20 protein-coding genes are annotated in these 26,899 nt (G+C 69.9%); 9 read left to right on the top strand and 11 right to left on the bottom strand.

Translation table 11 applies throughout. From position 1 onward, the window contains the following. Positions 1 to 58 precede the first annotated feature (58 nt). The 6 genes from OHA05_RS25905 to OHA05_RS25880 all read left to right on the top strand — a co-directional run bounded on the left by OHA05_RS25905 (position 59) and on the right by OHA05_RS25880 (position 6,236). Positions 59 to 463: a DUF742 domain-containing protein gene (locus tag OHA05_RS25905; protein ID WP_313943887.1), complete on the top strand. Its 405-nt coding sequence runs from the start codon at positions 59 to 61 to the stop codon at positions 461 to 463. Further along, the gene (locus OHA05_RS25900) at positions 444 to 1,025 is read left to right on the top strand and encodes a GTP-binding protein (protein WP_159686641.1); all 582 of its coding nucleotides are present in this window, start codon (positions 444 to 446) and stop codon (positions 1,023 to 1,025) included. The genes OHA05_RS25905 and OHA05_RS25900 overlap by 20 nt, the downstream gene beginning before the upstream one ends. A 337-nt stretch (positions 1,026 to 1,362) precedes the next feature. Beyond that, positions 1,363 to 4,575 carry a nitrate- and nitrite sensing domain-containing protein gene (locus OHA05_RS25895; RefSeq protein ID WP_443043780.1) on the top strand — a complete coding sequence of 1,071 codons (3,213 nt, stop codon included), beginning with the start codon at positions 1,363 to 1,365 and terminating at the stop codon, positions 4,573 to 4,575. A 10-nt stretch (positions 4,576 to 4,585) separates the two neighbouring features. Further along, positions 4,586 to 4,999, top strand: coding sequence for a roadblock/LC7 domain-containing protein (locus tag OHA05_RS25890; protein ID WP_006127847.1), 414 nt, complete (start codon positions 4,586 to 4,588; stop codon positions 4,997 to 4,999). Between the two features lie 96 nt (positions 5,000 to 5,095). Beyond that, the gene (locus OHA05_RS25885) at positions 5,096 to 5,674 is read left to right on the top strand and encodes a DUF742 domain-containing protein (protein ID WP_328861843.1); all 579 of its coding nucleotides are present in this window, start codon (positions 5,096 to 5,098) and stop codon (positions 5,672 to 5,674) included. Further along, positions 5,655 to 6,236: a GTP-binding protein gene (locus OHA05_RS25880; RefSeq protein ID WP_050791473.1), complete on the top strand. Its 582-nt coding sequence runs from the start codon at positions 5,655 to 5,657 to the stop codon at positions 6,234 to 6,236. The genes OHA05_RS25885 and OHA05_RS25880 overlap by 20 nt, the downstream gene beginning before the upstream one ends. Positions 6,237 to 6,408: 172 nt before the next feature. On the opposite strand, the gene OHA05_RS25875 is transcribed toward OHA05_RS25880, so the two are convergent. The 3 genes from OHA05_RS25875 to OHA05_RS25865 form a co-directional block, all read right to left on the bottom strand. After that, a complete protein-coding gene (locus OHA05_RS25875; protein WP_313943890.1) occupies positions 6,409 to 6,615 on the bottom strand; it encodes an acyl-CoA carboxylase subunit epsilon in 207 nt (68 codons plus the stop codon). A gap of 30 nt (positions 6,616 to 6,645) precedes the next feature. Further along, the gene (locus OHA05_RS25870) at positions 6,646 to 8,229 is read right to left on the bottom strand and encodes an acyl-CoA carboxylase subunit beta (RefSeq protein WP_313943891.1); all 1,584 of its coding nucleotides are present in this window, start codon (positions 8,227 to 8,229) and stop codon (positions 6,646 to 6,648) included. A 154-nt stretch (positions 8,230 to 8,383) separates the two neighbouring features. Beyond that, positions 8,384 to 10,681: a polysaccharide lyase 8 family protein gene (locus OHA05_RS25865; RefSeq protein WP_328863459.1), complete on the bottom strand. Its 2,298-nt coding sequence runs from the start codon at positions 10,679 to 10,681 to the stop codon at positions 8,384 to 8,386. A gap of 288 nt (positions 10,682 to 10,969) precedes the next feature. Between OHA05_RS25865 and OHA05_RS25860 the strand changes: the two genes are divergently transcribed. Continuing rightward, complete coding sequence (locus OHA05_RS25860) at positions 10,970 to 12,196, top strand: glycoside hydrolase family 64 protein (RefSeq protein WP_328861842.1); 1,227 nt, start codon at positions 10,970 to 10,972, stop codon at positions 12,194 to 12,196. Between the two features lie 101 nt (positions 12,197 to 12,297). Here the strand turns inward: OHA05_RS25860 and OHA05_RS25855 are convergent, their stop codons facing one another. Continuing rightward, positions 12,298 to 12,810 (bottom strand): hypothetical protein, encoded by a 513-nt coding sequence (locus tag OHA05_RS25855; protein ID WP_328861841.1) that lies wholly within the window; start codon positions 12,808 to 12,810, stop codon positions 12,298 to 12,300. A gap of 233 nt (positions 12,811 to 13,043) precedes the next feature. On the opposite strand from OHA05_RS25855, the gene OHA05_RS25850 reads away from it, so the two are divergent. Beyond that, the gene (locus tag OHA05_RS25850; RefSeq protein ID WP_313943894.1) at positions 13,044 to 13,658 is read left to right on the top strand and encodes a YceI family protein; all 615 of its coding nucleotides are present in this window, start codon (positions 13,044 to 13,046) and stop codon (positions 13,656 to 13,658) included. A gap of 147 nt (positions 13,659 to 13,805) precedes the next feature. Here OHA05_RS25850 and OHA05_RS25845 read toward each other — a convergent pair whose 3' ends face one another. From OHA05_RS25845 to OHA05_RS25835, 3 genes are all read right to left on the bottom strand, one after another. Then, a complete protein-coding gene (locus OHA05_RS25845; protein ID WP_328861840.1) occupies positions 13,806 to 15,140 on the bottom strand; it encodes a hypothetical protein in 1,335 nt (444 codons plus the stop codon). 53 nt (positions 15,141 to 15,193) lie between these two features. Then, complete coding sequence (locus OHA05_RS25840; RefSeq protein ID WP_328861839.1) at positions 15,194 to 18,274, bottom strand: glycoside hydrolase family 3 protein; 3,081 nt, start codon at positions 18,272 to 18,274, stop codon at positions 15,194 to 15,196. 125 nt (positions 18,275 to 18,399) lie between these two features. After that, a complete protein-coding gene (locus OHA05_RS25835; RefSeq protein ID WP_328861838.1) occupies positions 18,400 to 19,377 on the bottom strand; it encodes a LacI family DNA-binding transcriptional regulator in 978 nt (325 codons plus the stop codon). A 245-nt stretch (positions 19,378 to 19,622) separates the two neighbouring features. Here OHA05_RS25835 and OHA05_RS25830 point away from each other — a divergent pair, with 245 nt between their 5' ends. Beyond that, entirely contained in the window at positions 19,623 to 21,506 is a 1,884-nt protein-coding gene (locus OHA05_RS25830) for an RICIN domain-containing protein (protein ID WP_328861837.1), read from the top strand. A 28-nt stretch (positions 21,507 to 21,534) separates the two neighbouring features. Here the strand turns inward: OHA05_RS25830 and cimA are convergent, their stop codons facing one another. From cimA to OHA05_RS25810, 4 genes are all read right to left on the bottom strand, one after another. Continuing rightward, positions 21,535 to 23,148: a citramalate synthase gene (gene cimA, locus OHA05_RS25825; RefSeq protein WP_328861836.1), complete on the bottom strand. Its 1,614-nt coding sequence runs from the start codon at positions 23,146 to 23,148 to the stop codon at positions 21,535 to 21,537. 337 nt (positions 23,149 to 23,485) lie between these two features. Further along, complete coding sequence (locus tag OHA05_RS25820; RefSeq protein WP_313943900.1) at positions 23,486 to 24,097, bottom strand: TetR/AcrR family transcriptional regulator; 612 nt, start codon at positions 24,095 to 24,097, stop codon at positions 23,486 to 23,488. Positions 24,098 to 24,142: 45 nt separating this feature from the next. Then, positions 24,143 to 25,204, bottom strand: coding sequence for an agmatine deiminase family protein (locus tag OHA05_RS25815; RefSeq protein WP_313943901.1), 1,062 nt, complete (start codon positions 25,202 to 25,204; stop codon positions 24,143 to 24,145). A 10-nt stretch (positions 25,205 to 25,214) separates the two neighbouring features. Next, positions 25,215 to 26,897 (bottom strand): urease subunit alpha, encoded by a 1,683-nt coding sequence (locus tag OHA05_RS25810; protein WP_313948855.1) that lies wholly within the window; start codon positions 26,895 to 26,897, stop codon positions 25,215 to 25,217. Between the last annotated feature and the right edge of the window lie 2 nt (positions 26,898 to 26,899).

The raw sequence follows: 26,899 nt of genomic DNA, 5'->3' as shown, positions 1-26,899 counted from the left end.
CCCCCACCGGCCCACTCAGACGGCACGCCGACCACTTGCTGTCCCGCCCGGAGGACTCATGACCCCGCCAACCGCCTCTCACGATCCGTACGGAGCGTCGGCAGACGCCTACGGACTGGAGGGCGACCAGCCGCTGGTACGTCCGTATGCGATGACCGGCGGCCGGACCCGGCCGCGTTACCAGCTCGCCATCGAGGCGCTGGTGAGCACCACGGCCGATCCGGCGCTCCTTGCCGGGCTGCTTCCCGAGCACCAGCGGATCTGCCACCTCTGCCGTGAGGTCAAGTCGGTGGCCGAGGTGTCGGCACTGCTGTCCATGCCGCTCGGTGTCGCCCGGATTCTGGTGGCGGACCTGGCGGAGGCGGGCATGGTGGCGATCCACCAGCCGGGCAACGGAGAGGCCGGCGGCACGCCGGATGTGACACTGCTCGAAAGGGTGCTCAGTGGACTTCGCAAGCTCTAGCGGCGGTGCGGCCCGATCGACCACCAGCGCGAAGATCGTGGTGGCGGGCGGATTCGGCGTGGGCAAGACCACGTTCGTCGGCGCCGTCTCGGAGATCAACCCGCTGCGTACCGAAGCCGTCATGACCTCAGCCTCGGCCGGCATCGACGACCTCACACACACCGGGGACAAGACCACCACCACGGTGGCCATGGACTTCGGCCGCATCACCCTGGACCAGGACCTGATCCTCTACCTGTTCGGCACCCCCGGACAGGACCGCTTCTGGTTCATGTGGGACGACCTCGTACGCGGCGCCATCGGCGCCGTCGTCCTCGTCGACACCCGCCGCCTCGCCGACTGCTTCCCCGCCGTCGACTACTTCGAAAACAGCGGCCTCCCCTTCGTCATCGCCCTCAACGGCTTCGACGGACACCAGCCCTACAACCCCGAAGAAGTCCGCGAAGCACTCCAGATCGGCCCCGACACCCCGATCATCACCACCGACGCCCGCCACCGCGCAGACGCCAAGAGTGCCCTGATCACACTGGTCGAACACGCCCTGATGGCCCGGCTCAAGTAGACGGCGACATACGGCACTTGTCGTAGTTGTGACGGGGCGGGCTGTGTCCTTTGACACGGCCCGCCCCCGTGTTCATAACGTTTCGACAGAGAATTCCAGCGGTCCGGACACCCGGTGCGTTCGGCCGGTACCACTGCGCTCAACTTTGCCTCGCCTTTTGACGCCCCTCGCTCTTTATGCCCGTTTTATCTGTGGTCGCCACTACACGGAATGGCTGATTCCAACTGTTTGGAACGGACCCACCCCGCATGCTGAAATTCGATGAACTCCCTAGTAGTACGGCTCCGAACGAAATACGGCACAGCGTTGGTGCCGACGCCGAGAGGTTGTTGGTCGAGTGAGGCGAAGCATGACGAGCTCCGCACAGCAGCAGGCGCGGGGCAACTTCACCCCGCCGCCGCGCACAGTGGTGCCGCCTGCGGACGAGCCGGCGCCCACGCCGCCGCCCGGTGGTAGCTCCAGCCGGCTTTCCCCGCGCAACTGGCGAGTTCCGACGCGCCTGAACGCGATTCTCCTCATACCCGTGCTCGTGGGCCTGGTCATGGGCGGTTTCCAGGTCAAGAGCTCGATCGACACCTGGAACGAGGCCCAGGACGCCGAGAAGACGGCCCTCATCGTGCGCGCCGCCGCGGAGTACGGCCAGGCACTGCTCAACGAGCGCGACCTGACCGCCGAGCCGCTGCTGACGGCCACCTCCCCGGAAGCCCGCAACAACAGCAAGGTGACGGACGCCTACGCCACGACGGACGAGGCGAAGAGGAAGTTCGACGTCGCCGTCCAGGACATGCCGGCGAAGCAGGGCCTGGAACGCCGTCTGGCCCTGTTCCGCAACGAGGAGCCGACGCTCGCCGGGCTGCGGAAGATCGCCTACACCAGCGGGATCGAGGCGCAGTCCGCGGTCGGCACCGAAGAGGGCTACGTCAAGGTCCAGCACTCGCTGATGGAGTTCGCGAACGAACTGGGCCTCGGCACCGGCAACGTCACGAGCTACGGCCGTACGGTCTACGCCATTCAGCTCGCCAAGGCGGCCGAGTCCCTGCAGCGTTCCATTGGTACACACCTGTTGGTGCGGCCGAGTCAGAACAAGACGATCTTCGCCAAGCAGACCGTGGCGTTCAACTCGTACAACTACCTCGAGCAGATCGCGCTCGGCGAGTACAACTCCGGCGGCACCCAGGCCGACACGGACAAGCTCAGGGCGATCATGACGGCGAAGGCCGTCGCCGGGCAGAAGCAGCTCGACGCCGCCGGCCTCAAGCCGCCCGTCGGCGAGAACGACAAATCCGTCTTCACCGGTATGGCCCGCGCGATCGGCACCGGCGCGGAACCCTCCGAGCTGGCCAAGAAGGACGTCACTCCCCGGACGTGGATGGCAGCCGCCACCGCCAAGTTCGACGGCTACACGGAGATCGAGAACGACCTCGTCGACAAGGCCGTGAACGAGGCCGCGACGATCTCCAACGACGCCAAGCGCGACGCCATCCTCAACGGCGCCATCGTCGTGATCGCCCTGCTCGCGGCGTTCATCCTGGCCGGCCTCATGGCACGCCAGATGAGCCGCTCGATGCGCCAGCTGCGCACCGCCGCCTTCGGCATCGCCGAGCAGCGTCTGCCGATGCTGGTCGACCAGCTCTCCCGTACCGAGCCGGGCCGCGTCGACACCCGGGTGCAGCCGATCCCCATCGACACCCAGGACGAGATCGGCGAAGTCGCCCGCGCCTTCGACCAGGTCCACCGTGAGGCCGTCCGGCTCGCCGCCGAGCAGGCCATGCTCCGTGGCAACGTCAACGCGATCTTCACCAACCTGTCGCGCCGCAACCAGTCGCTCATCGAGGGTCAGCTGACCCTGATCACCGACCTGGAGAACAACGAGGCCGACCCGGACCAGCTGGAGAACCTCTTCAAGCTGGACCACCTCGCGACCCGTATGCGCCGTAACGGCGAGAACCTCCTGGTCCTCGCCGGCGAGGAGCCCGGCCGCCGGTGGAACCAGCCGGTCCCGCTGGTCGACGTGCTCCGCGCCGCCTCCTCCGAGGTGGAGTCCTACGAGCGCATCGAGCTGACCGGCGTGCCCGAGACGGAGATCCACGGCCAGTCCGTGACCGACCTCGTGCACCTGCTGGCCGAGCTGCTGGAGAACGCCACCACGTTCTCCTCGCCGCAGACCAAGGTCCGGGTGACGGCCACCAGACTCCCCGACGGCCGGGTCATGATCGAGATCCACGACAAGGGCATCGGCCTGACCGCCGAGGACTTCGCCGACATCAACCACAAGCTGGCCAACCCGCCGACGGTGGACGCAGCCGTCTCGCAGCGCATGGGCCTCTTCGTGGTCGGCCGCCTCGCCGACCGGCACGGCATCCGCGTCCAGCTGCGCCCCTCCGGCGAGCAGGCCGGCACCACCTCGCTGGTCATGCTCCCGGACGCCATCACCCACGGTGGCGGTGGCGAGCCCCTGCCCGAGGACGACTTCACGGTCTCCCAGATCATCCCGGAGCAGTCCTCCTTCGAGCACGCTCCCATGCTCACCGCGGCGGAGCTCGGCTTCGACGACTCCCGCTACGAGGAGCCCGAGGGCGCCCAGCTCGACCCGGTGAACCGCTCGCTGATGCGCGAGGAGCGCCGTGCGGCGCTGGAGGCGCAAACACACGGTGAGCGGCCGTACGGCCAGGAGCAGGACTACTCCCAGGAGCAGGGCTACGGGCAGGACCAGGGTTACGCCCAGGGCCAGCAGCAGTACGCCCCCGACTACGGTCAGGACTACCCGGAGCAGGGTTACGCCCAGGACCAGTCCCAGCAGGGGTACGACAACTACCCCGCGGTCAACGGCTACCCCGAGCACCAGGACCGTCAGGAGCAGCCCGAAACCAGCTATGCGGAAGCCGGTTACCAGGCTTCGCAGGGTTCCGAGCCGCAGTACGACGGGCAGTACGACACCCAGCCCCACCAGGGCGAGTGGCCGGATCAGAGCGCCTACCAGGGTGCTTATGAGCCGGAGTACCGGCAGGAATCGGAATCTGCGCCCAGCGCCCCCACGGCGGCTCCCGAGCGCGTAGGCTTCGACCGTCCGGGACCCTCTCCGAGCAACAGCCACGCGCTGACCGACGCCGGTCTGCCGCGGCGCGGCGGCCCCCAGCCGTCACAGCCCCAGCAGCAGCCCGAACAGCAGTGGCAGCAGCCCGCAGAGCAGCCTCGACAGGCTCCGCAGAACAGTCAGCCCGAGTCGGCAGGCGGCAGCAACGGCACCGTCGACACCACGGACTGGCGCTCGACCAACGACGAGCGCTGGCAGCGGGCGGAGAAGCTCCGCGAGCCGAAGGCCGGCGGAGTGACCTCCTCCGGACTTCCGCGGCGGGTGCCCAAGGCGAACCTCATCGAGGGCACCGCGGAGCAGACCCAGCAGCGGGGCCCCCAGGTTTCCCGCGCCCCTGAGGACGTGCGGGGCAGGTTGAGCAACCTGCGGCGCGGTGTCCAGCAGGGACGCAGCGCGGGATCGGACACGAACGGATCGGGCTTCGGCCCGGGCAGTACCTACAACCAGGAGCGTTAGTGTGAGCCCGATGAGCCAGGCGGCGCAGAATCTGAACTGGTTGATCACCAACTTCGTGGACAACACCCCTGGGGTGTCCCACACCGTGGTGGTCTCCGCCGACGGACTCCTGCTGGCGATGTCCGAGGGTTTCCCCCGGGACCGAGCGGATCAGCTGGCGGCGGTCGCCTCCGGTCTGACCTCGCTGACCGCGGGGGCGTCGAGGATTTTCGAAGGCGGTGCGGTCAACCAGACCGTCGTGGAGATGGAGCGCGGCTTCCTCTTCATCATGTCGATCTCCGACGGCTCCTCGCTGGCGGTGCTCGCTCACCCCGATGCCGACATCGGTCTCGTGGGCTATGAGATGGCTCTGCTGGTGGACCGGGCCGGCAGCGTGCTGACCCCGGATCTCCGTGCGGAGCTCCAGGGCAGTCTTCTCAACTAACAGACGGACAGTGCGTTTCACGCCACCGCACCATAGGGTGCGGTGGCGCGGCTCCACAGGGACAGGAACCGGCTACCGGCAGTCGGAGGAGGAAACGTGGCAACACCCCCAGGCGGACGCCCCTATGACGGCGGTGCTCACCAGATGCCGGGTGAGCACTCTCAGAACCGCTTCAACTTTCCTTCGACGCCGAGTGGTCAGGGTGCCCAACCGCCTTACCACCAGCCGCAGTCGCCCTACGGGCAGCAGCAGCAGCCGCCGTCGCGCATCCAGCCCGTGCAGCCGCGCAGGGCACAGGAGCCGGCGTCGGGTTCGGGTTCTGCCCAGAACGCGCACAACCCGCTGGTGCGTCCGTATGCCATGACCGGCGGCCGGACCCGGCCGCGGTACCAGCTCGCCATCGAGGCGCTGGTGTCCACCACGGCCGATCCCGCCCGGCTGCAAGGGCAGTTGCCCGAGCACCAGCGGATCTGCCGGCTGTGCTTCGAGATCAAGTCGGTCGCGGAGATCTCGGCGCTTCTCACCATTCCCCTCGGCGTTGCCCGGATCCTCGTCGCCGACCTGGCGGAGGCCGGACTTGTCGCCATCCACCAGCCCGGCGGCGACGAGTCCGCCGGCGGCCAGCCAGACGTGACACTGCTCGAAAGGGTGCTCAGTGGACTTCGCAAGCTCTAGCGGCGGTGCAGCCCGCTCAACCACCAGCGCGAAGATCGTGGTGGCGGGCGGATTCGGCGTGGGCAAGACCACGTTCGTCGGCGCCGTCTCGGAGATCAACCCGCTGCGTACCGAAGCCGTCATGACCTCAGCCTCGGCCGGCATCGACGACCTCACACACACCGGGGACAAGACCACCACCACGGTGGCCATGGACTTCGGCCGCATCACCCTGGACCAGGACCTGATCCTCTACCTGTTCGGCACCCCCGGACAGGACCGCTTCTGGTTCATGTGGGACGACCTCGTACGCGGCGCCATCGGCGCCGTCGTCCTCGTCGACACCCGCCGCCTCGCCGACTGCTTCCCCGCCGTCGACTACTTCGAAAACAGCGGCCTCCCCTTCGTCATCGCCCTCAACGGCTTCGACGGACACCAGCCCTACAACCCCGAAGAAGTCCGCGAAGCACTCCAGATCGGCCCCGACACCCCGATCATCACCACCGACGCCCGCCACCGCGCAGACGCCAAGAGTGCCCTGATCACACTGGTCGAACACGCCCTGATGGCGCGTCTGCGGTAGCCGGTACCGCGGTTCGTGTCCCCAGTCGAAAAGGCCCCCGCACCGCGGGGGCCTTTCGTGTGTCCGCCGCGGCGGCGGCATGCCCGCCGGCGCTTCGCGCGGCACGACGAAGGGCCCCGCCCGCCGGAGTACCGGCGAGAGGGGCCCCAGAAGGCCTCAGGAGAGCCTGGCGTCAGCCCCGCCAGCTGTGGGAGGGCTGGAAGCCGCGCTGGCGCTCCAGGCGGCGCCAGCCGGCCGTGGAGCGGCCGCGGTGGGCGGGCGCCTCGGGCTGGGAGGCGGCACGGGCGAGCAGGACCGCGGTGATCGCGGCCAGTTCCTCGGCGTCGGCGTGACCCTTCTCGACGCGGAGCAAGGACGATGAGTCGGCAGGAGTGCTCATGGCTGTTGGGGCTCCAGATTCGTCGCAGGGTTACTGCGGGGGGTTGCCGTGCTTGCGGGACGGCAGGTCGGCGTGCTTGTTGCGGAGCATGGCCAGAGATGCGATCAGCACCTCACGGGTCTCGGCCGGGTCGATGACGTCGTCGACCAGTCCGCGCTCCGCCGCGTAGTAGGGGTGCATGAGCTCGGCCTTGTACTCCTTGACCATGCGCGTCCGCATGGCCTCGGGGTCCTCGGCCTCCGCGATCTGCTTGCGGAAGATGACGTTGGCGGCACCTTCGGCGCCCATCACCGCGATCTCGTTGGTGGGCCAGGCGTAGGTGAGGTCCGCACCGATGGACTGGGAATCCATCACGATGTAGGCACCGCCGTACGCCTTGCGCAGGATCAGCGAGATCCTCGGCACGGTGGCGTTGCAGTACGCGTACAGGAGCTTCGCTCCGTGCCGGATGATTCCACCGTGCTCCTGGTCGACGCCGGGCAGGAAGCCGGGCACGTCCAGAAGAGTGATGATCGGGATGTTGAACGCGTCGCACATCTGGACGAAGCGCGCCGCCTTCTCGGAGGCCTCGATGTCCAGGACACCGGCCAGGGACTGCGGCTGGTTGGCGACGATGCCGACCACCTGGCCGTCGAGACGGGCCAGTGCGCAGATGATGTTGCGGGCCCAGCGCTCGTGGATCTCCAGGTAGTCGCCGTCGTCGACGAGCTCCTCGATCACCTGGTGCATGTCGTAGGGCCGGTTGCCGTCCGCCGGCACGAGGTCCAGCAGGACGTCGGAGCGACGGTCGGCCGGGTCCTCGGCGGGCACCGACGGCGGGTTCTCGCGGTTGTTCGAGGGGAGCATCGCCAGCAGGTAGCGCACCTCGGCGATGCAGGTCTCCTCGTCGTCGTACGCGAAGTGCGCGACGCCGGAGGTCTCGGCGTGGACGTCCGCGCCGCCCAGGCCGTTCTGGGTGATCTCCTCACCGGTGACCGCCTTGACGACGTCCGGGCCGGTGATGAACATCTGCGAGGTCTCGCGGACCATGAACACGAAGTCCGTCAGCGCGGGCGAGTACGCCGCGCCACCGGCGCACGGGCCGAGCATCACCGAGATCTGCGGGATGACACCGGAGGCGCGGGTGTTGCGCTGGAAGATGCCGCCGTAGCCGGCGAGGGCGGAGACGCCCTCCTGGATACGGGCGCCGGCGCCGTCGTTGAGGGAGACCAGGGGGGCACCGGCCGAGATGGCCATGTCCATGATCTTGTGGATCTTGGTGGCGTGGGCCTCGCCCAGCGCGCCGCCGAAGATCCGGAAGTCGTGCGCGTAGACGAAGACCGTGCGGCCCTCGACCGTGCCCCAGCCGGTGATGACACCGTCGGTGTACGGCTTCTTCGCCTCCAGGCCGAACCCGGTCGCCCGGTGCCGGCGCAGCTGCTCGACCTCCTTGAACGAGCCCTCGTCCAGCAGCAGCGCGATGCGCTCACGGGCGGTCAGCTTGCCCTTGGCGTGCTGCGCCTCGGTGGCGCGGTCACTGGGCCCGCGCCGCGCACGGTCGCGCAGATCGTGCAGCTCGGCCACGCGTCCGCGGGCGTCGCTCGGCTCACTGGCGGTCTCGTCCAAAACGGTCATGCCTCGACCCTACGGATCCGACCGAGGAAACCCTGCCGTCGACTCCGTACAGTCTCCGGTCCGTTCTCCTGTTGGCCTTGCACAGAACCATTCGGCACAGCAGCCCAACCACCAGCTCAGTGCCACTGATGTTTGTGGAAGTCCAACAAGGTGTTCAGCTGAGAGTCACCTCACAGCGGTAGCTCGCCCCCGCGGTGCCCCCGGTGAGGCGCAGTCGCAGCTCCCGTCCGGCGGCGAGCACCTCGATGCCGTCGTCCGCGGCGACGACCCGGCGGACCGGCCGGCGCCAGGTGATCTCCACGGGTGCTCCGGTGCGCAGCGGTTCGCTGAGGTGGAGCGTGGCCGTGCGGCGGCGGGTCCGCAGCAGAACACTGGCGGGCGCCGTCGTGGTGAGCGGGCCCACCGTACCGGGCTGCCAGAAGTTCGCCGCGGTCAGGCCCAGGGAGCGGACGGCGACGGCCTGGCGGGCCGCGGTGTTGTCGAGGATCTCCAGCCAGCGGCGGTCGTGCGCTCGGGCGGCGAGCGTGCGGCGGCTCGCGCCCGGCATGAGCAGATAGGCGTAGGAGGCGTCGACGGGGTCCGTGCCGTGGTCCAGCCAGAGGGTGCGGTAGCGGCGGGTGGCGCGTTCGGTGGAGCTGGTGGTGTTGATGTCGCTCCACGCTCCGGTCCGGTCCTCCCACAGCGTGCGCAGGTCCGCCGTCCCTTCCGGGAAGACCCAGCCGCCGTGGCCGTCGAGGTGCGCCCAGCCGTGGCCGCGGGTGAAGGCGTTCGTGCCGCCCTCGCCCAGATTGCGGTTGTCGACGACGGTCTCGACCGGCACCCCGTCGGTGCAGGAGATGCCGGCGCCGAGGCAGATGACCGCGTCGGCGACGCAGAACCAGGACTTGTGGGCCCGCAGGGTGGAGTCCAGCCCGAGGAGGTGCTGTCCCACGGCGGCGAACTCGCCGTCGCAGGCTCCGCCCACCCACCGCGCCGCCGGTTTGGGCAGTCCCCACTCGCCGCCCGCCCTGTCGGCCAGCCGCTTGGTCGACACGGTCGTGCCGGGGAGCCGGTAGAAGTCCACGGTGGGCCAGAACCAGTCGGTGTACTGGTCGCCCTGCGCCTCTCCCGGCCACCAGTAGAGCATTCCGGCGCCGGTGTGCCAGCCGCGTGGATTCTCGCCGTTGCCGCATTCGTAGGAGGAGATCCGCTGCGAGGCCATGGAGATGTTCGCGGCCCAGCCGGGACCGCGGTGGACGGCCCGGTCCATGGCGGCGAAGAGGTCGTGTCCGACGGGCTCGGGCGCGGCCGGGACGGGCGACGCCGCGACGGCGTGCAGCCGGGACAGGTCGGCGACCCCGAACTGGGCGCCCTCGAGGATCGGGGTGGTGGTGTCGCGGGCGATCCACCCCTTGATCCGCGCGTGCCAGCGTTCCCGCTCCGCCGCGCTCGCCCCGCCGGCGAGCAGCGCGATCGCGGCGATCACCGCCTGGCCGTGGAAGTGGTCGCTGCGCATGACCCGGCGGTCGTCGTCCTTGAGGTAACCCCGGCTGATGGCACGGCCGTTGACGCTGTCCATCATCAGGCCGTTGTAAATCAGGGGCGCGTACGCGCGCTCGACGCTGTCCAGGATGATCTGCCGGTTGGGGTCCGTGACGGCCCAGGTGGATCCGGCGAGCAGGCTGAAGAGCCGGCCCAGACCGTCGAGCATGACCTGTCCGTAGGTGCCGGAGTAGGCGACCCAGGTGTGCTGGACGAAGGAGCCGTCGGCGTAGAGGCCGTCGCCTTCGGTGACGTACGGGAAGACGGGCGACAGGGCGTCGCGGGCCAGTGCGATCTTGGCGGGCGCTTTGCCGAGTACGCCGCGCAGGGCGACCGAGCGGCACAGGTCGACGCGGTTCGCGCCGGTGGAGGTGCCGGTGTAGTCGCCGAGCATCGTGTCGGGGACGAAGTGGTCGACGGCCGCGAAAGCGGCGTCCCGCCGGGCCTGGCCGAGGTCGCCGTACAGGACGGCGACGATGTCCATCAGGAGGCGGGGGCTGCCGATCTGCCACTCCCACCAGTTGCCGTAGCGGGTCGTCGAGGGGTTGTAGACAGTCGTCGCGAGATGGTCGAGGCCGCGGAGGATGTCGGCGAGCAGCCCGGCGTCGCCGGTGTGGCCGGTGCCCTGCTGCGCGTACGCCTGGGTCATGGTCCACAGCCGGGTGTAGCTCTGGGTGATGCCGGCGGGCGGGTCGAAGGGGTGGCCGGGCCACAGCGAGGTCGCGGTGGGTGCCATCGAGGCGCGGAAGCCCGCGGCGAGCGTCCCGGTCTCGGCGAGGCGGGACGCGTACGGTTCGGCGGTCGCGTCGTAGCCGCTGCCGAGGCTGATCTCCACCCAGCGCTGCCGCAGGGTCTCGTACTCGTCGTCCGCCGCAGCGCTCACCCGTGGTGTGAGGGCGACGCAGAGAGCGCTTGCTCCCGTGGTGGCCAGAAAGGTACGGCGGGACCAGGCTGACGACAGCGGCACAGGGGCCTCCGGTGCGTAAGTGATTCGGTCCGGTCGACCTGTGGTCTAGCACGGCAGCCGGGTGCCTTCAATGGTCATGACACAAGCCGTCAGCAAGCGCTTGCGACGCGCACCCGGCCTCACATCGCCCGCCTTAACCCCGGCTTATGGGCAGTGAAAAACTGCCGAGAGCGCTCTCAGTCACACCTCTTGACGCGTGCACCGGGCGTCGCAACAGTGAGAACTCCCCCACGAGCACCAGGAGTTCTGTCCGTGATATCCCGACGTATCTTCCTCACCGGAGCGGCCGCCGCGGTCACCGCGGCCACCTATCCCGCCTGGGGAAGCGCTCTCAGCCCTCGCGCCAGGGCCGCAGCCCCCACCTGCGAGCTCGCCCTGGAGAACAAGTCCCTGCCCGGCACGGTCCACGCCTATGTCACCGGCCACGAGCAGGGCACCGACCGATGGGTGCTGCTGCGCCCGGACGGCGGGGTCCATTACCCCGAGAACCCGTCGGCGCCCGAGACCCCGCTGCCGGTCGACTGCGCCATCCCGCTGCCCGCGGCGGGCTCCGGCCCGATCGTGCTGACGCTTCCTCAGATGTTCGGCGCCCGGGTCTACTTCGTCCGCGACGACAAGCTGGACTTCTTCGTGAACCCGGGGCCCTCCCTGGTCGAGCCCGCTTTCGCGACGCCGTCCGACGCCAACTACGACCGCATCTGGTCCTTCGCCGAATTCACGTTCAACCCGCAGCAGTTGTACGCGAACATCAGCTACGTCGACCTGGTGACGGCCCTCCCCATCGGCCTCACGCTCACCGGTGACGCCACGCACACCGTGGCGCCGCTGCCGGACGGCGCGGTCCAGAAGATCGCCGACGGCCTCGCCGCCCAGGCGGCCAAGGACGGACAGCCGTGGGACAAGCTCGTCATCCGCGGCGCGGACGGTGAGGTGCTGCGCGTGATCGCGCCGCAGAACCTGATGGCCCCCTACTTCGACCGGCCCGCCGAGATGCCGTTCCGTGACGCCTTCGACTCCTACATCGACCAGGTCTGGGAGAAGTACCGCTCGACCGATCTGCGGATCGATCTCCAGGGCGGACGCGGAGTGTTCACCGGCCGGGTGAACGGCGACACGCTCACCTTCAACGGTGGTCACACCTTCGCGAAGCCGTCCTCGAAGGACGTCTTCACCTGCAACCACGGGCCCTTCGCCAACAACCCCGGCGACCCGGACGACAAGAAGGGCCTGCTCGCCCGGCTCGCCGCCGGCTTCAACCGGACGACCCTGCTGTCCCACCCGGACCAGCCGAACGGAGCGACCGCGGCCGACTACTACCTCGACCCCGGCACGAACCACTTCTCACGCGTCGTCCACGCCAACACCCCGATCGGGTACGCGTTCCCGTACGACGACGTCCGTCCGGACGGACAGCCCGACGTCTCGGGCGCGGCGCACGACGGCAACCCGCGGCGCTTCACCCTGACCGTGGGGTCCTGACCGCGGGGCCCTGACCGTCGGGCCCTGACCGTCGGTACGTGACCACGCCGAGTGCCCGGCCCCCGCAGGCAGCGGAAGGGGCCGGGCACTCGCACGTACGGTCAGCAGCCGCCGCAGTTGTAGTAGGTCACGTCCCAGTGGTTGCCCTCGTCCGCGTAGACGTTCCCGGACCCGGACCTCCACTGCGGGGCACCGTCGCCCGGCCGTGCGCCGATGTAGCTGAAGGTGTTCTTGATGTAGTTCCCCACGCACGTGCCCTTGGCGAAGTCGAGCTTGTAGCCGTTCCAGTGGGAGTACGTGCCGCTCGCGTGCCCGGTCTCGGTGCCGCCGGTGATGTTGAGGGCACACCCGCTCGCGCTCTTCAGGGTCTGGGCCCCCTGCGCGGACATGAGGTTCAGCTGGTCGAACGACGTACAGGTGGGGTTGTTGCGGTTCGAGCAGCCGCCGGACGAGGACCAGGTGATCCCGGACGAGCGGAACATCGACGTGGCCGTGGCGTGGCTGATCTTGGTGGCCGCGCGGGCCTCGGTCGCGCTGCTGAGGACGCCGAAGCCGGGAGCGAGGAGCGCGCCGGAGACGAGCGCGAGCGCGGTGAGCGTCGAGCGGATTTTCATGGGGGGAGATCCCTCCTGCTGGTGACCGTTGGGGACCGTGCCAGTCCGGTGGTACGGGCGGTGCAGGTGGAGCACAGAGATGCTGCCCGAGTTCTACGCGCGTCGCCAGGGGGTGCGCACGTCGTTCGGGTGAACCCCTCAAGAAGATGTTGAACTTTAAACGGAATAGGTCTATGGTCGATGTCGTTGAAGGTTTAACTACCGACCGCCCGTCCCCCGAGGAGTCCGACATCATGGGTATCTTCAATCGCAAGCCCGAAGCCGCTGCCGCTGCCACCACCACCGCCGCCCCGGTGGACCCGGCCCTGGCCGCGCTGTCCGGCAGCTACACCATCGACCCGGCGCACAGCAGCATCGGCTTCACGGTCCGCCACGCGATGGTCACCAACGTCCGCGGCTCGTTCGGCGAGTTCTCCGGCAGCCTCGAGCTGAACGGCACGGACCCGCACCACTCCACCGCCGAGATCGACGTGACGATCACCAGCATCGACACCGGGATCGCCGACCGCGACGGCCACCTGCGCAGCGGTGACTTCTTCGAGGCCGAGAAGTTCCCCCTGATGACGTTCCGCTCGACGCAGGCGGAGAACCTCGGCGGCGACACCTACCGGCTCACCGGTGACCTGACGATCAAGGACGTCACGCGCCCCCTCGCCATCGACCTGGAGTTCAACGGCTCCGCCACCGATGTCTACGGCAACGAGCGCGTCGGCTTCGAGGGCACCGCCGAGATCCTGCGCTCCGACTGGGGCCTGACCTGGAACGCCGCGCTGGAGACGGGCGGCGTGATGGTCAGCGACAAGGTGAAGCTGAACTTCGACATCTCCGCGATCAAGTCCGCGGCCTGATCCGGGACGTCACCCCGGCACCCAGAGCGCGCCCGCCCCGCCGTCCCGACGGCCGGGCGGGCGCTCCGCTGTCCGCGCGCTGTCGCCGCCGGGCCGGAACCGTGTCCCGGCGCGCACACCCTGCCGGGCTCTGGAACCCGCCAGGTTCTAGAACCCGCCCCCGAAGTCCCCGCCGCCACCGAAGCCTCCGCCACCCCCGAAGTCCCCGCCGCCGCCGAAGTCCGACGAGCTGAAGTCGGCGCCCGAGTAGTCGCCGCCGCTGTAGTCGGCGCCGCCGTAGTCCGCCGCGTACGCAGGCGTCGCGAGCACGCTGCCGAGCAGTGTGCCGGCCAGCAGGCCGGGGAGGATGCCGCCGCCGAAGTAGCCGCCGGCCCAGGGGCCGTACGCCGGCCCTGCCTCCCAGTACGGCCGCCGGCCGTCCCCCGTCTCGACCGTGCGGGCCATCGGGTCCAGGCCGCCCTTGAGCCGGGAGGCGTCCACCGCGCACACCGGGATCTCGCGGGCCTGGCCACCGTCCGGGGTCCAGGTCATGTCGGTGACGGAGGGCCCGTGGCGCGGGTCGAAGAAGCAGGGGGCCCTGCGCTCCGGAATCGGCCGGTCCGTGCGCCGGGCGTCGAGTGCGGCCAGACTGAAGCGCCCGTCCTCCAGCGCCTCGGTGACTCCTCGCACGTCGGAGGGGTGGCGGGCCGCTCCCATCAGCGACTTCGCCTTGTCGTACGAGTCGAGTGCCCGCTCGTAGTCGGCGCGCATCGCGTCGTTCGCACCCTTCTCGGAGGGGTGGAAGTCCAGTCGGTCGAGCTCTTCGCCGAAGGCGGTGATGTCCTCGTCGACCACCACCCGGAGCTTGTCGAGCGCCTCCCGCTCCTCCTGGGCCTTGCGGCGGCGGTTGCGGGCCACGAGCGCGTAGGCGCCCGCGCCGCCCGCGGCGAGCACCGCGCCGAAGGCGATCACGGCTCCGCCGTTCACTCCCTCGTCACCGCCGGTGGTACCCCAGGAGGCGGGCGCGCTGCCCCGCATCTGCGGGAGCGCCTGGTCGACGAAGTTGTTCAGCTGGGTGGCGGCATCGGCGCCGGGGGGCGTCTTGACCGCGGTGACCAGATTCTGGACGGCCTGGCCCGACAGGACGCGGCTGTCGGCCGCCGCGTTGAATCCGTCGCCGAGGCGGATGGCGTAGAGGCCGGTGACACCCGTCTCGGTGCGGACGTTCCGCAGGACGGATTCGGGCGGGAACTCGGCGGACGCCGGCAGGACGGCCACGAACAGCGGCTTGTCCGCGTTCTTGATCTTCTGTGCCAGCGCGTCCGCGTCCGCCTTCGAGAGCTGACCGGAGGCGCGCGGGTCCACATAGACCGGGCTGTTCTCCAGTGCCGCGGCCACGGTGTCGGGCCCGGTGGCCGCGTGCGCTCCCGGCGCCACCCCGAGGGCGGCCGCCGAGAGCGCGAGCAGCAGACCGGACAGTGCGGTGAACAGCCTGGTCCTCATACCTTGACGCTACCCGAAAGGGTTGATTTTAGGACATGCACCAAGGGTCTGATTCAGGCCGCCCTGAACGCGGCCGTCAGCTTGGCCACGGCCGCGGCCGGTCTGCCCGACAGCAGCAGATGGTCCGCGTCCGCGAACGGCTTCGCCGACGCGGCCGTGATCCGCTGCCCGATCTTCTGCTGGACGAGCAGCCGGGCCTGGGAGACCAGCTCACGCGCCTCCGGGGAGTCGCCCCGGCCGGTCACCTCCAGCAGCTTCGCCGCCAGCGCCATGGCCTTGAGGGTGAGTTCCCCGCCGGCCGGCGGCTTCTTCAGGGTGGTGAGCCCCCAGCCGTAGGGGTACTGCGGGTCGTACGAGGTGTCCCCGACGTTGATCGGCAGCTGTCCGGCCGACCTGGGCCAGGTGACGGGCAGCCGGCCGGTGAAGGCCTTCTTGCCGTAGAGGACGTCGGCGACACCGTCGCCCTCGGTGCCCGGCAGCCAGGACGCCACGAGTGCGTCGATGTCACCGAGTCGGTCCCCGATCAGCTGCGGGCGGCCGGAGACGATCAGGACGGCGCACGTCATCGCGGCGCAGACCTTGTCGACGGCGGCCCGGTCGGCCGCGCTCAGCTCCAGGTCGTGACCGTTGCCGACGTCGCCGGCACCCTCGGCGTAGGGGGTCTCGCCGACGACGACCACACCGACGTCGTGGCCCTCCAGGGGAGCGGACGCGTCCTTGGACCAGGTCACCGTCTCGGGGGCGGCCTTCTTCATGCCCTCGAGGACCGTCGTACCGGGCGTGATCTTCCCGGACGAGCCCTGCCAGCTGATGGTCCAGCCGCCGGCCTGGTTGCCGACGTCGTCGGCGTTGGACCCGGCGACGTACACCTTCTGCGACGGCTTGAGCGGCAGGACCGCGCCGTCGTTCTTCAGCAGGACCTGGGACTTGGCGACGGCCTCACGGGCGACCGCGCGGTGGGCGGCCGAGCCGATGCTGCCGAGGTGGGTGGTGTCCGCGTACGGCTTCTCGAACAGGCCCAGGGCGAACTTCTGGGTCAGGATCCGCGCGACGGCGTCGTCGATCCGCGCCTCGGGGATCCGGCCCGCCGTCACCTCGTCCCGGAGGGTCCGGTGGAAGTCCGCGTAGGCCGTCGGCACCATGATCATGTCGAGCCCGGCGTTGACGGAGGTGCGCACATCGCTCGCGTAGTCGCCGGGGATCTGGTCGATGGCCTGCCAGTCACTGATGACGAAGCCCTTGAAGCCCATCCTGTCCTTGAGCACGCCGTTGATCATCTCGGCGTTGGCGTGCATCTTCACCGGGCCCTGGTCGTCGCCCAGGACGTCCAGTGACGAGTACGACGGCATGACCGTGCCCGCGCCGCGCTCGACGGCCTCGGCGAACGGCGCGAGATGGACGGCCTCCAGTTCCTGCCGGGTGACCTTGGTGATGCCCTGGTCGATCGTGTACGAGCCGGTGGAGGACGAGCCGTACTCCGTACCGCCGTCGCCGACGTAGTGCTTGGCGCTGGTCAGCACCTTGTCGTTGCGGGCGAGATCCTTGCCGGACGGGGCACCCTGCATACCCGTGATCACCGTCTCCATGGCGGTGACCAGGGCGGGGTCCTCACCGAAGGCCTCGTAGGAGCGGCCCCAGCGCTCGTCGCGGGTCACGCAGAGGCAGGGTGCGAAGTCCCACGGGATACCGGTGGCGCGGACCTCCTTCGCCGTCACGGCGCCGGTCCTCGCCGCGACGGCCGGGTCACGGGTGGCCCCGATGCCGATGTTGTGCGGCATGATCGTCGACCCGATGACGTTGTTGTGGCCGTGCACGGCGTCCACGCCGTAGATCAACGGGATCTGGAACCGCGTTGCCTGCGCACGCAGTTGGTAGGTGTCGACCATCTTCGCCCAGGCCGCGGGGGTGTTCGGCGTCGGCACCGAACCACCGCCGGAGAGCAGCGAGCCGAGGTCGTAGGCGGCGATGTCGCCCTGAGACTTCAGGGCGTTGCGTTCGGCCTGGGTCATCTGCCCGGCCTTCTCCGCGAGCGTCATCCGGGAGAGCAGGTCGGCGACGCGCTTCTTCACCGGGAGCTTCTTGTCGAGATACGGCAGACCGTGGGCGTCCACGACGATCTGCGGGGTCTCGGCGGGCGCCTTCGCGCCGGTGACGGTGAGCTTCAGCGGAATCGTCTCGGCCGGCTCGGCCGAGCGGTCCTTGCGCGTGGTGACGGCGACCGACGTGGACGTGCCCGAGACGGAGCCGGCCGGGAAGGTGACCGTGCCGGAGACCGGGGTGTAGTCCTTGCCGGCCTCGGCGGTCCCGCCCTCGGTGCTGTACGCGACGGTGACGGGCTCCTCGGTGGGGCCCGAGCCGGTGGTGGCGACGGAGATCTTCACCTTGGCGGTGCCGCCCTCGTCGACCGGGTGGACGGCCGCGTCGGTGATGACGCTCGCCTTCAGCGCGGGGTCGGCCTTTCCGTACAGCTCGACACCGTCCATGGCGAACCTGCCGGGGGCGCCGGTGGGCAGGGTGAGCGCGTAGCCCCACATCTCGTTCAGTCCGAGGACCTGGTCGATGCCGCCGACGGGCTGGTAGTCGGCGCGGTAGACGAAGTCCGCGAAGGGGATCTCGACGAGGTGCCAGCCCTCCCAGTCGTCGGTGAAGGAGGTGGTCCACAGCTCGGAGGCCTCGCCGTTGGCGCCGCCGTCCTTGAGCTCGAAGTTGATCCTCTTGCCCGAACCGGGCGGCAGCGGTGCGGTGTTCTGCCCGTACCACCAGAAGCGGATGCCCTTGTACGGGGTCCAGTTCTGCGCGGGCTTGTCGAAGGCGAAGTCGTGGGTGAGGCCGCCCCAGCCGCTGATGTCGTAGGAGCCTTCGAGGACCTTGGCGCCCTCGGGGGCGTCCGCGCGCTCCTTCAGCTCCAGCCGGGGCTGGTCGTCGGCGTCACTCCCCCACGTGAAGATGCCCTCGGCGGGCGGGTTGGCGAACGGGACCTCGCCCTCGAAGCGGTCGACGGTGAACGGCGCCGGATCGTCGGCCGCCGCGCTGACTCCGGCGCCGGCACCGGTGAGCAGGGTGGTCAGAACGGCGGTCGCGGCGAGCGCGGCCGTGCCGGCTCTGGTTCTGAAGCGGGTACGGGTGGGGGGCATTGCGGCTCCTTCGGTGCGGACGGGGTGGCACGGCAGGAAGGTCGACGAGCGGGAGGGGTGGTGCGAAGGGAAGGTCGACGGGCCGGAGCGGTGGTGCGAAGGCAACGTCAGGGAGCGGGCGCGGGTCAGGCGGGTGCGGAGGCGCGCACGATCAGTTCGGTGGGCAGCACGACGGGTTCGACCGGGGCGGGAGTGCCGGCCAGGTGGGCGAGCAGCATCCCGGCCGCCCGCTCCCCCATCCGGCGCATCGGCTGGCGGACGGTGGTCAGCGGTGGTTCGGTGTGCTGGGCCATGGGGATGTCGTCGAAGCCGACGACCGCAATGTCGTCGGGGACGCTTCGTCCCGCGGCGCGCAGGGCCCGCAGCACGCCGACCGCGCTGAGGTCGTTGTGCGCGAAGACGGAGTCGAAGGCCCTGCCGGTGGCGAGGAAGCGTTCCGTCGCCAGCCGCCCGGAGACCTCGGTGAAGTCACCGCCGACGACGCGGTCGGTCGGCAGCACGTCCAGAAAGCCCTCCAGCCGCTCGCGTACGCAGCCGAAGTCGGGGCGGCCGGTCACGATCAGCGGGCGGGAGCGGCCGTCGGCGAGCAGATGGCGGGCGGCCGACGCCCCGCCCTCCCGGTTGGTGGTCGCGACGGACGGGAACTCCGGGTGGTGGCCGCGGTCGTCGATGAGGACGACGGGAAGGCCCTTGCGGTGCATCGCGGTGATCGTGTCGAGGGTGTCCTCGGGCTCGACGACGAGGAGTCCGTCGAAGGCGCGGGCGGAGACCTGGCCGGCGAAGTGCTCCACGGACTCCCGTCCGCGGTTGCAGGTGAAGAGCAGCAGTCCGTAGCCCGCGGCCTCGACGGTGTCGACGACCCCTTGGAGGACTTCGCCCATCCACGGCCAGGTGAGCGGGGGCGTCAGCATGGCGACCGTACGGCTGCTGCCGCGGGCCAGTCCGACGGCTCCGCTGCTGGGCACATAGCCGAGGGTCGCGATCACTTCACGAACGCGGGCGGCGGTACCGGCGTCGACCTCGCCCCTGGTGTTGAGCACCCGGGACACGGTCGTCTTGCTGACACCCGCCTGACGTGCGACATCGGCGATGGTGACGGGCATGGGGACGCCTCCGCGACGAGGTCCGGAACCGGTGCCGGAACCGGTACCGGTGGTGCGCGGCGAGTCAACTAGCGTCCCGTCGCGCCGTCAAGACTTCACACCGGAATCGCCGAAACCCCAACTTCAGCCGGTGCAGGGAGGGTTGTTCGTTCAGAGTGTGAATGCGCAATCTCTTGACGGACGTTCGCATCGGCAGTTCACTCACGCCTCGACCCCCACACCTCTGCCGAGAAGGGCTCCAGCCCATGGCAAGACGACCGAAGCGAACGATCAGAATCCTGCTCGCGGCCACCCTCGCGGCCGCCGGTCTGACCGGTCTGACCGGTCTGACCGCCGGTACGGCGCAGGCCGCGGGCGAGCAGGTGAACGTCTGGCTCACCACGACCAGCGACGCCGGCGGCCGCACCGTCACCCGCGGACTCCAGCAGCAGACACCCGTCAACTTCCAGGCGGGCAACGGCGGCAGCGGCACCAACATCACCGTCGACGAGAACACCCGCTTCCAGACGTTCAGCGGCGGCGGCGCCTCCTTCACCGACACGGCCGCATGGCTGATGAAGGGCAGCGGCGCGCTCTCCCAGGCCACGCGCGACGCGACGATGCGGAAGCTCTTCTCACCCACCGAGGGGATCGGGCTCTCCTTCGTCCGCAACCCGATGGGCGGCTCCGACCTGGCCCGCTTCGGCTACACCTACAACGACCTGCCGGCCGGGCAGACCGACCCTTCGCTGTCGCGGTTCTCCATCGCCCACGACCTCGCCGACGTGCTGCCGCTGACCAAGCAGGCGCGGCAGCTCAATCCGGGCCTCACCCTGGTGGCGTCACCGTGGACGGCGCCCGCGTGGATGAAGGACAACGGCCAGCTCAACGGCGGCTGGCTGAAGGCCGAGAACTACGGCACCTACGCCAACTACTTCGTGAAGTACCTCCAGGCCTGGCGCGATCAGGGCGTCCCCGTCGACTACGTCACCGCACAGAACGAGCCGACCTGCTGCGCCGGTTACCCGTCGATGAGCTGGAACGGGTCCGGGCTCGCCTTCTTCACCAAGAGCGAGCTGCTGCCCAGGCTCCAGGGCGCCGGCCTGCCGACCAAGGTGCTCGCCCACGACTGGAACTGGGACACCTACGACGCCTACGCGGCGCAGACGGTGAACGACGCGGCGGTGCGCAGCCACCCCAACTTCGGTGGCGTGGCGTGGCACGGCTACGGCGGAAACGTCTCCGAGCAGACGGACGTGCACAACCAGTATCCGCAGCTGGACGCCTTCCAGACCGAGCACTCGGGCGGCACCTGGATCGGCAATCAGCAGCGCGAGGACATGATGAACATCATCGACTACACCCGTAACTGGGCGAAGTCGGTGACCAAGTGGTCCCTGGCGGTCGACCAGAACCGCGGACCCCACAACGGCGGCTGCGGGACCTGCGACGGCCTGATCACCGTGCACAACGGTGACGGCCGGCACGGGCAGGTCGACTACACCATCGAGTACTACACGATGGGGCATCTGACGAAGTTCGTGAAGCCGGGCGCCCACCGGATCGCCTCGACGGCGAGCGGTGACGTGCCGAACGTGGCATGGCGCAATCCCGACGGCTCCAAGGCTCTGATCGCCTACAACGACTCGTCGTCGGCGCGTGAGATGCGGATCAACTGGGGTGGCCAGAACGTCCGTTACTCACTGCCGGGCAAGACGTCCGCGACCTTCACCTGGCCGGGCACGCAGAGCGGCGGTTCGGACGCGTCGGGCGCCCTGGTCGGTCTGGCCGGCAAGTGCCTCGACGTGGCGGGCGGCTCGACGGCCGACGGCACGGCCGTCCAGCTGTGGGACTGCAACGGCTCCACCGCCCAGCGCTGGACGGTCAGGGCCGACGGGTCGGTCCAGGCACTGGGCAAGTGCCTGGACGTGACGGGTGCGTCGACGGCGAACGGCGCGAAGATCCAGCTGTACGGCTGCAACGGGTCGGGGGCGCAACAGTGGCGGTACGAGGCGTCCACCGGTGATCTGGTGAACGCGGCGGCCGACAAGTGTCTCGACGTCTCGGACAACTCGTCGGCGAACGGCGCCCGGGCACAGATCTGGTCGTGCACCGGAGCCGCCAACCAGAAGTGGCGGCTCCAGCCCTGATGCGCCGGGGGCACCCCCGCCCGCGGTGCTACTCGGCAGGCTCGACGCCGGCGCGCAGCAGACCGTAGGTGTAGGCATCCTCCAGGGCCTGCCAGGAGGCGGCGATGACATTCTCGGCGACGCCGACGGTGGACCATTCGCCGCCTCCGTCACCCGTGGTGATCAGTACGCGGGTGATGGACTCGGTGCCGTGGCGGCCTTCGAGGATGCGGACCTTGTAGTCGACCAGCTCCATCTTGGCGAGCTGCGGGTAGAACCGCTCCAGACCGACTCTCATCGCGCGGTCCAGGGCGTTGACGGGGCCGTTGCCCTCGGCGGTGGCGACGATCCGCTCGCCCTTGGCCCACAGTTTCACGGTGGCCTCGTTGGCGTGGGTGCCGTCGGGGCGGTCCTCGACGATGGCCCGCCAGGACTCGGTACGGAAGTAGCGGCGCGGTCGGCCCTCGGCCTCGGCGCGCAGCAGCAGTTCGAACGAGGCGTCGGCGGCCTCGTAGGTGTAGCCGGCGAGTTCGCGTTCCTTGACCCGCTCCACGACCCGGCCGATCAGCGCGCGGTCTCCGCCGAGCTCGACACCGAGCTCTTTGCCCTTCAGCTCGATGGACGCGCGTCCGGCCATGTCGGAGACGAGCATCCGCATGGTGTTGCCGACCTGCTCCGGGGCGATGTGCTGGTAGAGATCCGGATCGACCTTGATCGCGGAGGCGTGCAGACCGGCCTTGTGCGCGAACGCAGACACTCCCACGTACGGCTGATGCGTGGACGGCGTGAGGTTGACGACCTCCGCGATGGCGTGCGAGATGCGCGTCATCTCCGCCAGCGCACCCTCGGGCAGCACGCTCTTGCCGTACTTCAGTTCCAGCGCGGCGACGACCGGGAACAGGTTGGCGTTGCCGACCCGCTCGCCGTAACCGTTGGCGGTGCACTGGACGTGGGTCGCGCCCGCGTCGACGGCCGCGAGAGTGTTCGCCACGGCGCAGCCGGTGTCGTCCTGGGCGTGGATACCGAGCCGGGCGCCGGTGTCGGCGATGACGGTGGAGACGACGGCCTGGATCTGGGCGGGCAGCATGCCGCCGTTCGTGTCGCACAGGACCACCACATCGGCGCCCGCCTCGGACGCCGTGCGCACGACGGACTTCGCGTAGGCGGGGTTGGCGCGGTAGCCGTCGAAGAAGTGCTCGCAGTCCACGAACACCCGCCGGCCCTGCTCGCGCAGGAAGGCGACGCTGTCGCGAACCATCTCGAGGTTCTCGTCCAGGGTGGTGCGCAGGGCCAGTTCCACATGCCGGTCGTGCGACTTGGCCACCAGACAGATCACCGGCGCGCCCGACTCCAGCAGCGCCCGCACCTGCGGGTCGTCCGCCGCCTTCGCTCCCGGGCGGCGCGTGGCACCGAACGCGACCAGCTGCGCGTGCCGGAAGGTGATCTCCTGCTGCGCGCGGGCGAAGAACTCGGTGTCGCGCGGGTTGGCACCCGGCCAGCCGCCCTCGATGAAGCCCACGCCGAACTCGTCCAGGTGCCGGGCGATCGTCAGCTTGTCCGCGACGGTGAGGTTGATGCCCTCACGCTGCGCGCCGTCGCGCAGGGTCGTGTCGAAGACATGGAAGGCGTCGTCGGTATCCGTGTCCGTGGCCTGTGTGGTCATGGCTGTCCTGACTCCTGTCGGATGAGTGGCTCCGGAAATACTGGCTCCACTTGCCCCCGTCTCCGCGTGCGGCTCGCTTCCGGCCGGGTGAGGCCGTAAAACGAAAAAACCCCTCGCGGGTGCGAGAGGTCTGCGCGCGGGTCTGGGGCACGGTGGCCGCGTCATACATGGTGATATGAGGCGATCACTGCGGACCGGCGCGCCTGCTGCCGATAATCATGGCGAACGAAAGCACGCTGGCAGTCTGCCACATCGCTGCCGTCCCGTGGACGGCGGTCTCAGTATGCGGGCAGTCCGTCCCGCCCCGGGACCCGCACCCGGCCCGCACAGCCGGTGATCAGGCGCTTTCCCGCAGCAGCGCGTCGCGGAGGAACTCCCTGACATGGGTCAGGACGTGTTCGCGTCCGGTGCCGGGGATGCCGACGGCGACGTGGACGCTGAAGCCGTCGAGGAGCGCACGGAGGCGGGCGGCGAAGCGGTCGGGGTCGACGGGACGGAACTCGCCGCGCGAGATCCCCTCCGCCAGCAGCGCGACGAGATCCCGGTGCCAGGCCCCCTCGATGGCGGCCTGGCGGGCGCGGGCCTCGTCGTCGGCGTTCTGCGAGCGGTTCCAGACCTCCAGCCACAGCGTCCAGTGCGGATCGCGCGGCCCGTCGGGCACATAGAGATCGACATACGCCTCGAGCCGCTCGGCGGTGGGCGCCTGCCGGGACAGCAGTGCGCTGCGCTCGGCCCCCAGCCGGCCCTCGCTCCACTCCAGGGTCCGCAGCAGGAGTTCGTCCTTGGTGCGGAAGTAGTAGAGGAGATGGCCGCTGCTCATGCCGACCTCCCGGCCGAGCCCCGCCATGGTCAGCCCGTCGAGACCGCGCTCGGCGATGGTGGCCATGGCGGCGGCGAGGACGGACTCACGGGGCGGCGCGATGTTCCGCCGCCGGGCGGCGGGGGTCATACGGCGGCCCCGGAGGCCCCGAGGGCACCTGCAGCGGTGTGCGACTCATTCACGCGTATGTTCTACCTGATCGTCGGCGCTCGCCGTGGGCGCCCTGAAGACCTTCGGCTGCTGCTGGGTGATGCAGTGGATGCCTCCACCGCCCGCGAAGATGGCGCGCGCGTCCACCAGCGTGACCGTGCGGCCCGGGTACAGCCGCCGGAAGATACCTGCCGCCAGCTCGTCGCGGGGATCGTCGAAGGCGCACAGGACGACACCGCCGTTGCACACGTAGTGGTTGATGTACGAGTAGTCGACCCACTCACCGTCCTCCTGGAGCACGGTCGGGGCGGGGACCTCCACCACCTCGATACGGCGGCCCTTCGCATCGGTCTGCGAGCGCAGCAGCGCCACGTTCGCCTGGCACAGCTCGTGGTCCGGGTGCGCGGGGTCGGGCTGGGTGTGGGCGACGACGACGCCGGGCCCGGCGAAGGCCGCGACGATGTCGACATGGCCGCGGGTGCCGTACATGCCGTAGTCGCCGCTGAGGCCGCGCGGCAGCCAGATGGCCTTGGTCGTGCCGAGCCGGGCGTGGATCTCGGCCTCGACCTGCGGGCGCGTCCAGCCGGGGTTGCGCTCCGGGCCGAGCTGAACCGTGTCGGTGAGCAGAACGGTGCCCTCGCCGTCGACGTGGATCGCACCGCCCTCGTTGACCAGCGGAGAGGAGTGGACCTCGACGCCCGCGATGTCGGCGACATGGCGGGCGATCTTCTTGTCGTGGTCCCAGCGCGCCCAGTCGGCGGCGCCCCAGCCGTTGAACACCCAGTCCACGGCCGCCAGTCGGGAGCCGTCCGTGGTGAAGGTGGGACCGATGTCCCGCATCCAGGCGTCGTCCAGGTCGCGTTCGACCAGCTCGACACCGGGCCCGAGCAATTCGCGCGCGGACGCCGACTGCCCGGTGCCCACCACCATGGTCACCGGTTCGAAGCGGCGTACGGCATGGGCCACGGACGCCCAGGCGCTGCGGGCCTCGGCGAGTTCCTCGTCGTCGGCGAAGGTGGGGTTGGGGCCGGGCCAGGCCATCCAGGTGCGCTCGTGGGCGGCCCATTCGGGTGGCATGCGGAACATGGGTGACGTCCTAGAGGAAGTAGAGGCGGTTGAGGGAGATCGCGTCGGCGGGTTCGGAACGGATCGGGTCGCCGTCGAGGGTCACCAGGCCGGTGCGGCCGTCCACCCCCACGTCGCCGATGCGGGAATTGAGCCGGAGGTCGGCGGGGCCGATGCCGCGGGTGCCGCGGACCGCGACCCTGCGGCGGCGGGTGGGCATGTGGTCCGCGCCCAGTTCGGTCGCCGCACGTGCCACAAAGGCGACGGAGATGTCCGCCGGCGTCGCACCGTGCGCCCCGAACTGCGGCCCGAGGACCAGCGGTTCACAGGTGTCCGTCGCCGCGTTCGGGTCGCCCGTCACTCCGTACGCGGGGAAGCCCGACTTCAGGACGAGCTGCGGCTTCGCGCCGAAGAACTGCGGACGCCACAGCACGATGTCGGCGAGTTTGCCGACCTCGATGGAGCCGATCTCGTGCGCGAGGCCGTGGGCGATGGCGGGGTTGATGGTCAGCTTGGCGACGTAGCGCAGGACGCGGGCGTTGTCGTCGTGCGCGCCGTCGCCCGCCATCGGGCCGAGCTCGGCCTTCATCTTTCCGGCCATCGCGAACGTCCGGCGCACCGTCTCGCCCGCGCGGCCCATGCCCTGGGCGTCGGAGGACGTGATGCCGATGGCGCCGAGGTCGTGCAGGACGTCCTCCGCGCCCATCGTCCCGGCCCGGATGCGGTCCCGGGCCATCGCGGCGTCGCCGGGCAGGTCGGTCTTCAGGTCGTGGACGGAGACGATCATCCCGTAGTGCTCGGCGACCGCGTCCCGGCCGAAGGGCAGGGTCGGGTTGGTGGAGGAGCCGATCACGTTCGGCACACCCGCCATCTTGAGGACGTTCGGGACGTGGCCGCCGCCGCAGCCCTCGATGTGGAAGGCGTGGATGGTGCGGCCGTCGAGGACGCGGAGGGTGTCCTCCACCGACAGGCACTCGTTCAGCCCGTCGCTGTGCAGGGCGACCTGGACGTCGTGCTCCTCGGCGACCCGCAGCGCGGTGTCGAGCGCGCGGGTGTGCGCGCCCATGTCCTCGTGGACCTTGAACCCGGACGCGCCGCCCTCGGCGAGCGCCTCGACGAGCGGGGCCGGGTCGGAGGACGAACCGCGGGCGAGGAAGCCGATGTTGACGGGCCAGGCGTCGAAGGCGTTGAAGGCGTGCTTCAGCGCCCAGGGCGAGTTGACGCCGACGCCCCACACCGGGCCGAACTCCTGGCCGATGACGGTGGTGACGCCGGAGGCCAGCGACGCCTCCATGATCCGCGGCGAGAGCAGATGGACATGGGTGTCGACGGCTCCGGCGGTGGCGATCATGCCCTCGCCGGAGACGATGGAGGTCCCCGTGCCGACCACGACGTCCACCCCGTCGAGGGTGTCGGGGTTCCCGGCGCGTCCGACCGAGCAGATGCGCCCCTCGCGGATGCCGATGGAGACCTTGCGGATGCCCTGGACCGCGTCGATCACCAGGACATTGCTGATCACGACGTCACAGGTCTCGCGGACGGCGGCGGCCTTGAGGTGCAGTCCGTCGCGGGCGGTCTTGCCGAAGCCGGCGAGGAACTCGTCGCCGGGCTTCTGGGAGTCGTCCTCGACACGTACGACGAGTCCGGAGTCGCCGAGGACCACACGGTCGCCGGCGCGCGGGCCGTGCACGGACGCGTACTCGTGGGGATCGATGC

Origin of the sequence: Streptomyces sp. NBC_00306, assembly GCF_036169555.1 — a bacterium.
GTDB lineage: Bacteria > Actinomycetota > Actinomycetes > Streptomycetales > Streptomycetaceae > Streptomyces > Streptomyces achmelvichensis.
The sequence above is the reverse complement of the archived record's forward strand: the minus strand, read 5'-3'. Positions and strand labels throughout refer to the sequence as shown.